General features: G+C 53.9%; 7 protein-coding genes. 1 reads left to right on the forward strand and 6 read right to left on the reverse strand.

Annotation, left to right across the window (positions count from 1 at the left end):
* On the forward strand, positions 1-181 hold a 181-nt coding region (locus tag ABX962_RS25415), incomplete at its 5' end, for a hypothetical protein (protein WP_372723508.1).
* 573 nt (positions 182-754) lie between these two features.
* Here ABX962_RS25415 and ABX962_RS25420 read toward each other — a convergent pair.
* From ABX962_RS25420 to ABX962_RS25445, 6 genes are all read right to left on the reverse strand, one after another.
* Positions 755-1,081: a hypothetical protein gene (locus ABX962_RS25420; protein WP_372723510.1), complete on the reverse strand. Its 327-nt coding sequence runs from the start codon at positions 1,079-1,081 to the stop codon at positions 755-757.
* Positions 1,082-1,235: 154 nt separating this feature from the next.
* Positions 1,236-1,562: a hypothetical protein gene (locus ABX962_RS25425; protein ID WP_372723512.1), complete on the reverse strand. Its 327-nt coding sequence runs from the start codon at positions 1,560-1,562 to the stop codon at positions 1,236-1,238.
* A gap of 977 nt (positions 1,563-2,539) precedes the next feature.
* Positions 2,540-2,839 carry a hypothetical protein gene (locus ABX962_RS25430; RefSeq protein WP_372723513.1) on the reverse strand — a complete coding sequence of 100 codons (300 nt, stop codon included), beginning with the start codon at positions 2,837-2,839 and terminating at the stop codon, positions 2,540-2,542.
* The gene (locus ABX962_RS25435; protein WP_372723515.1) at positions 2,832-3,038 is read right to left on the reverse strand and encodes an addiction module protein; all 207 of its coding nucleotides are present in this window, start codon (positions 3,036-3,038) and stop codon (positions 2,832-2,834) included. The genes ABX962_RS25430 and ABX962_RS25435 overlap by 8 nt, the downstream gene beginning before the upstream one ends.
* Positions 3,039-3,220: 182 nt before the next feature.
* The gene (locus tag ABX962_RS25440) at positions 3,221-3,604 is read right to left on the reverse strand and encodes a hypothetical protein (RefSeq protein WP_372723517.1); all 384 of its coding nucleotides are present in this window, start codon (positions 3,602-3,604) and stop codon (positions 3,221-3,223) included.
* 1,057 nt (positions 3,605-4,661) lie between these two features.
* Positions 4,662-7,080 (reverse strand): PVC-type heme-binding CxxCH protein (locus ABX962_RS25445; RefSeq protein ID WP_372723519.1); only part of this gene is annotated, 2,419 nt, incomplete at its 5' end.

Consider the following 7,080-nt stretch of genomic DNA (forward strand, 5'->3'; position numbering starts at 1 on the left):
CTATCGCTACGACTGGATTGACCATTGGCTCCTGGAGCGAAGCATTGAACCGGTCATTCAGAGCAAGAAAAACGAATATCGTAACAAGCGTCCGGTGGCGTTCAACAAGCGAACCTACCGACGTCGCTGCATCATTGAACAAACCATTGGCTGGCTGAAGGAGTGTCGCCACTCGCTATGAGAAGCTCGCACGAAACTTTCTTGCAATGGTGAACCTATCGATGATCGGTCGCTATCTTCGAATCATCGCCCCATGGAATTCCGCAATTTAAGGTTTTCAGACAGAGCCTAGTGCGTCGTGCGGGCGATCGCATCCATCGGCAATTCGTCGAATGTGATGACGCAGTAGCGTCCAAACGGCTGCATCGCGATCGGGAACAACAATGTCATTAGCAGCCAAGTATTGGCGAAATGGTGGTAAGACTTCAGACTGTGTGGGAGGGTCTGAGTCGATGATCGCGAGAAGGGCGTCGTCGTAAATGCCCGCGTTGAGTAACCGATGGGCGACGGATTGTATTTCGGCGGTTTGCAGCCCGGAAAAACCAAGTCGCGTCGCTAACAACTGAAGATCGCTGCTTTGCGATTCTTTGAGCACTGCGGCGTCCAACGGAAGGATTTTACAACACCGCCCCTAAACGAAGTGAGCGATGCCTGAACTACGAGAGATTGTACCAAAGCCAACGCCCGTTGCCAAAGAGCGAAGGTGTGCCGAAGGCCTAGCGTAAAAACCATGTTGGGCGACCGTTGCACTACCCTAGGCGTCGCCATCCGGGGTAAGTTTGACGCGATCCGCGTCCGAGAGTGCATTGGCGTGCGGATAATCTATGCCGTGAGCATCCAATACGGCCTGATAGTGCAAGACGCGGTCAAGTAGAGCGTCGGCAACCTCCTCGGCGCAGTCAGCGAGGTCCTCCGGAGCATTGGGGAGCGAGCCAACTTGTCGAGCGAGTTGAAGTGCGGTGCGGCACAATGATGCCAGTGAGTCGCCCTGAATCACAGCGCCGGGAAAATTGCGACCGGGCGGTTTGATAACCGCGAAGTTTGAGTCACGAGCATAAACTTCGAGCGGTTCGATATCCATTTAGTTTGAGGTCGCCCAACGGAAGGTTTTTACGACACCGCCCTGAACGAAGCGAACGATGTCTGAAGTACGAGAAATTGTACCAACGCCAGCCCCCGTTGCCAAAGATGTAAGGTGTGCCGAAGGCCTAGCATAAAAACCATGTTGGGCGGCACTACGCGCTGGATTCCGCTAGCAGCGCCTCGAGTCCAGCAATTGTGAAGCGTTTGAACGCGTATTCTGAAAAGTCAACATCGTGAATCACAAGGTCGCGGATCACAACCGTGGCGGGCAGGCCGCGCGGGTTAAGGACTTGCGTGAAGGCATCAGCGATGAACTCACGGGCCAGTTCGACCAAAGTCGGCTCAGCATCGTCGGGCATCCAGTTGGCGACAGAAGCAGTTACAGCGTCGGTCGACGGAACGGCGTCAAAGTCAGCTGTGTATTTGACGACATAGCCGGGGCCGGACGTTTGCATCATCTTGCGAACGGTTAGCTGCATCTGTGCCGCCCAACGGAGTTATGTACGACTTGATGGCGTACTTTAACGGGAGGAGCCTCCACACTGGAGACTCGATTTGGTTTGTCCTGATTTTAGTCCATGGTTGCTGGCAAGACACTGTGAGTGGCTAATCAGTTCGGTGTATAGGAATTGACCTTGTGAAGCATCGCTTGATCGATCAATCAAGCAAAGCTGAATTTACAGGAAGATGAAGGACAGAAAAATGATCAGTCCCCCAATTGCAGCATCTTCATTTTTCTGTCACCCATTTTCTTGTATTCTTCTGAATGCAGCAACTCATCCATGGCACTGCGATGCATCGTGCTGCACTCCCCACTAGCACTTCATAATGTGATACGGCGTCACGTTGACGATCCAGCCGCTTCCCGCCACGAAACGGCTCGCCTTGAACATTGGGGTGGGGATCAGGCTCGTCCCTCGCTGCTCCCAAACCCTTAGAAGTCGTGTGTCACGTTGCATCACGGTCGGCTTGCCACCAATATGGCGACAAAACAATCTGGCATTTGTTGATGTGATCGTAGAATTGATGACTGCAATAAGAGCAGTGAACAGCGCACAGTCCAAAGTTGCCAATCGAGATGGGTTTATCAAGGCGGAACGACGCAATGGCCACGCGCGCCGCGTCGGGGCCGATAACCCGATCGCATTCAGGGCACGACGAGTCGGAAAGGATATCGCGGGACATCCTGCGGTTGCGAGAACGTCGCAGTTCGTACGAGAAACTGAGGCAGCAATTACGACGCCAACCACAACGAGTATGGTTGTCCATGTGTCCAATTAACGACGCCTCAAGGATTCGGTAGTGACACACAACGGAAGGTTTTTGCGACACCGCCGTTACCGAAGCGGTGGAGTTTGAATCAAGAAAAGCTAATGATACGCCGGCGCTGCTTGAATCACAAACGAAGGTGTTCCGAAGGCCCGTGCGTGAAAACCATGTTGTGCGACCAAACACACTAGTAAGACCGAGTGAACCAACCTTGCTGATCGGAAGCAGCGTGAAAAATTCCGAGTATCGCGACAGAGTCGGCGTGATCCTCAAAGATCAAAACATATGGGAACCGATCGAACAACACGGCCCGCATTTGATCGTGGATGACTGCAAAAGATTCATGGCGAGCTGAGACAGCATGCAGTCGATTGCGAACCGACGCACGAAAGCGTTTTCCCAGCTCGACGGAGATTCCGTCGTAATACTCTGCGGCGGACGAAAGATCATTGGCGACAAGAGGATGGTAGCGACGTTTCTTAGCCATCAACCCGACGCCAGAGTTCGTCATCGTCGATTGCGAGCGAAGGATCTGCCGCTAGCTCGGCGGATCGGCGAGAAGCCTCGCGGATCACTTCCGGCGGTACCACGATCGGCTCGGGGGACGAAGCAATGTCGTCCCAAAGCTGTGTTACGAGTCGAAGTTTGTCAGCGACGGGCATGTCGCGAAAGTCTGAAGTGTTCATGTTCGCATTATACTAGCTTAGGTCGCACAACGGGAGGTTTTTACGACATCGCCGTGAACGAAGCGGTGGACTCTGAATTGCCAAACAGTTTACCAACAATAGCCCGAGTTGCGAAACATGGATGGTGATCGCGAAGCAACTAGCGTAAAAACCATGTTAGCGGTCGCTGAACAACCAGCCAGCTAACCATCGGATCGCGACTGCAAGAGCCGTGTCATCGAGTATGGGTCATCAAGTTTGAGTTGTGCGGCAAATTGCAAGGCAATCGGAATAACCCAAAACGGCGAATCATCGTCGAACGGAGCAGGCGAGCCAGAAAGGTTGAACAGTGTTTTCGCGCAGATTTCCTCGAACGAGTACTGGTGCTGGAGGCGAATATCGGATTTGCGATCGGCCTTGAGCATCTTGTTGCGGATGCGGTCGAAGAGATGATGCCCCAATCGCCACCGAGTGCGATCTGATGCCATCGCTTTGAGTTCGATCAGCGTTTTAGTGTCGTCGCAGTGCGGCAGAAAGAAGTCCACCATTTCACCGATGGCGTTTGCAACGGACGCTTCGGAGGACATGCGGTAGGTCGCCCAACGGAAGGTTTTTACGACACCGCCCTAAACGAAGCGAGCGAGGTCTGAACTACGAGAGATTGTACCAAGGCCAGCCCGCGTCGCCAAACAGGGAAGGTGTGCCGAAGGCCTAGCGTAAAAACCATGTTGTGCGACCGGCAATCTACGGTTGAGGCCCGCCATATCGTGAACGGTACCAAGAGTCTAAGCGAAGAGCGACCAACACGGGCCAGCAGAAAAAGCCAAACACCCAAACGATGGGATCACGCCATGAGTAGCCGGGATTGCCGAAGTCGGGCAGTTCACTCTCGTCGATGGGTGGATCGTGCAAGTGATCGTTGCGATGTACAAACCATCCGCCGATAGAGAGAACGCAGAGCGCGCCCCAAAGGCAGATGAGCCCGACAACGAAGAGCGCAATGATGTGCGGCAGAATATGTATCGCATCGCCTCACGGTAGGTCGCACAACGGAGTTATGTACGACTTGGTGTCGTACTTTATGGGGGAGGAAACCCCGCGCTGGAGTCTCGTTTTTGATTTCCTTGAATTTAATCCAGTTTTGTTGGCGAGGTACTGCTCGTTGCTGCAAATTCTTTCGGTTTGTGGAATGGGTTTTCCCTTCCCTGTTGCCCTCTTTGCGAAACCGCAGCCAGCTTGTTTGCGATCACGAAGGTCTTGTCCGGAGCTTGCCGTTGCAACAATCAGCAACCGCTTACTTCGGTGGCGAGCGTTGAGGGAGTCTCAAATACCGGCCGGTGATCTGTATTTGTAACATTGTGAAAAATTCCGCGGTGGCAAACCGCTCTTGCTGTTCTCTTGTGAGCCAGCGAAGTGAGTCGCTCCACTGCTCCTCAGGCGGAATCGATAGCGTCACAAATCCTGGTCGCTCCATCGTCGCGGTGATGCCGGGGCTCTGGATCTTGGGACTGTAACTCTGACTCTTAATCCCGTCCGAGCAAGCTTCGCAGAATCGGGAAACAAGCAGAGAAGATTAGGATTAAGAGTATGATTAAGATTGAGAAGTAGAAGCAGGCAAAGCCTCACGCGAAAGATTCGCTGGCGTTACTTTTTTGTTAGCGTTAGGGTGTATTCGACGAGGTTGACCAGCTGATCGGCGGTCATCAATCGCTGCAGATCTTGGGGCATCAACGACTTGGATTGCTTTTGAAAGATTTCAATTTCATCCTTGCTGACCGTTTGATCGATCCCCTCGGCGTTGCGTAGCGTGACCGATTCTGCGTTATCGCTGACCAACAATCCGGTGATCGCCGAACCGTCGTCAGTGAGCAGGCTGTAGGTTTCGAAGTTGTGACTGACCGCCGCGCTGGGGTCCAGAATTGAAACGTACATCGCTTCCCGCGATAACTTGCTGCCGATCTCGGACAAATCCGGTCCGACTTCTTTTCCTTCGCCATTCACTTTATGACAGTTGATGCACGTCCCTGTTTTACGGAACACCTCGGCGCCGGCAGCCACGTCACCACGTCGCTTCACGAGCATTACCAGCGGCGGCAACGGTTGGCTGTCGGCGGTCGCGGGAAGCTCGAGGTATTTCGCCGCTTCGTTGCGAATCGCTTCCTCTTCGGTCGATAACAGCACGTTCGCCGCGGCAAACTTTAAGTCCTCTGGCAATTTTCGAGTGACGACCACGTCGAGCAGTCTTTTGCGACCATTGGGACGTCGCGAGATTCCCTCTAGCGCCGCGACACGCACTTCGTTGGGCAAACCATCCGTCGTAACCAGCGGCAACAACAACGAAACGGCTTGATTGCGTCCCGCATGCCCCACCAACGTCACCGCCGCAACACGCCGCTTGATGTCATCGCTTTGCATTGCATCGAGCAGCAACGATTGCCGATCCATCGAAAACAAAATCTCCGCGGCACGGACACCGCTGGTTTGGTCGTGGTGCGTCAGACTGAACTCGACCAAGTCGTCCGCCATTTCGCTGAATTTGAAACGACTTAACAAATCGAAATACGCGTCCGTTCCAGGCTGGGCACGCAAATAGCGCAGTACCGAATGTTTCGCTGGACCGCTACCTTCAAAGTCGAAATCACCAAGTCGCAAAACCGCTTCGACCACCAACTTGTCTTTCTGGCTTCCCGCGGCAACTGTGGAACTCGCGGCTGAAATGACCAGACGTTTCAGCGACTCCTCTTTCTCCGTTGCCTCATGGAAATCCAGTGCGCGAAGGTAACGTGCTTGATCTGCTTCGCTGGTGGCTGGATCTTGCAAAAGTTTCGCCAGATAGGCAGGTGCCAATGCGGATCGACTTCGCCAAACGATGTCACGTCCTGCAAGCGAATCCCAATGCTCACCCACCTTTTCGAGCCAAGCGGCGAAACAGGCGTCCGCGTCGGTATCGGACGCCACCCCAAGTGCTTCGAGGTACCAGCGGTCGTGGCCGTCATGTTGCAGTGCCAGCTCGGCCCACCAATTTGCCTTTTGAGCCGCGTCGGTATGGCGAAGCGTGACCAACAATTCACGACGTACTTGAGATGAATCGTCCTTGATCAACCGGGGAACGTAGTCACTAACATCGTGATTCAATTGACGCGCTAAGCGGACGCCAACTATGCGAATATTGGGATCATCGTCCGCGATCGCTGCGGAAACGGTTTTCTCACCACGCCCCTCGATCTTGCCCAGCAACCAAAACGCGCGAGCACGATAGATCGGATTTTTTGACGACGCCAGCTTCGCGAGTGCCGATTCGGCATCCGCTCCTCGCTTGTGCAGCGATTGCCAAGCCATCGCGCGAACCGCGTAGTTCGGGTTCTTGAGTCCTTCGATGGCCCCATCGATGCTGGTGAAATCAAACTTTGGCGTTTGGTATTTGCCGTCGTGATCACTCGGCACGATTCGGAACAAGCGACCTCGATCGAGATCCCCCATCCCATGGCCGCCGACGCCAGGATCGTACCAATCGGCGATCACTAACGATCCATCGGGAGCCACCTTTACATCGGACGGGCGAAACCATTTGTCGCGTGTACCGGTCAAGATGTCACGGATTTCGGCACGATAACCAGCACCGTCATTTTCCAGTAGGTAACCGCGGCAGACATTGGGTCCCGCGTCACAGTGAATCAAATCGCCTCGAAACATGGGCAACAAATCACCTTCGTAAACCGTGATCCCGGTGGGCGATCCTGCGCCGGTCAATAGCAGGTTGGGAACGACGCCTGGATCGTTCAAGTGCCAGTGCTGTTCGGGAATCGCGGTGCTCATCCCCGTCCGAGGTGAGCGCCATCCAGCACCTGTCTTTTCGTCTTTGTAACCGTAGTTCCCAAACTCCATCACGTAATTGATTCGCACGCCTTTATTGCCATCGTCATCGTTATCGGATTGCCAAATGGATCCGTACGAGTCGACGGTGACCATCCAGTTGTTACGAAAGTTCCAGCCGAGCGTTTCAAATTCGCTGCCATCAAGATTGCAGCGGAACACCATTCCCTCTTGATAGGGTTGCCGTTTC

The organism is Novipirellula sp. (genome assembly GCF_041583735.1).
Taxonomy (GTDB): domain Bacteria; phylum Planctomycetota; class Planctomycetia; order Pirellulales; family Pirellulaceae; genus Novipirellula.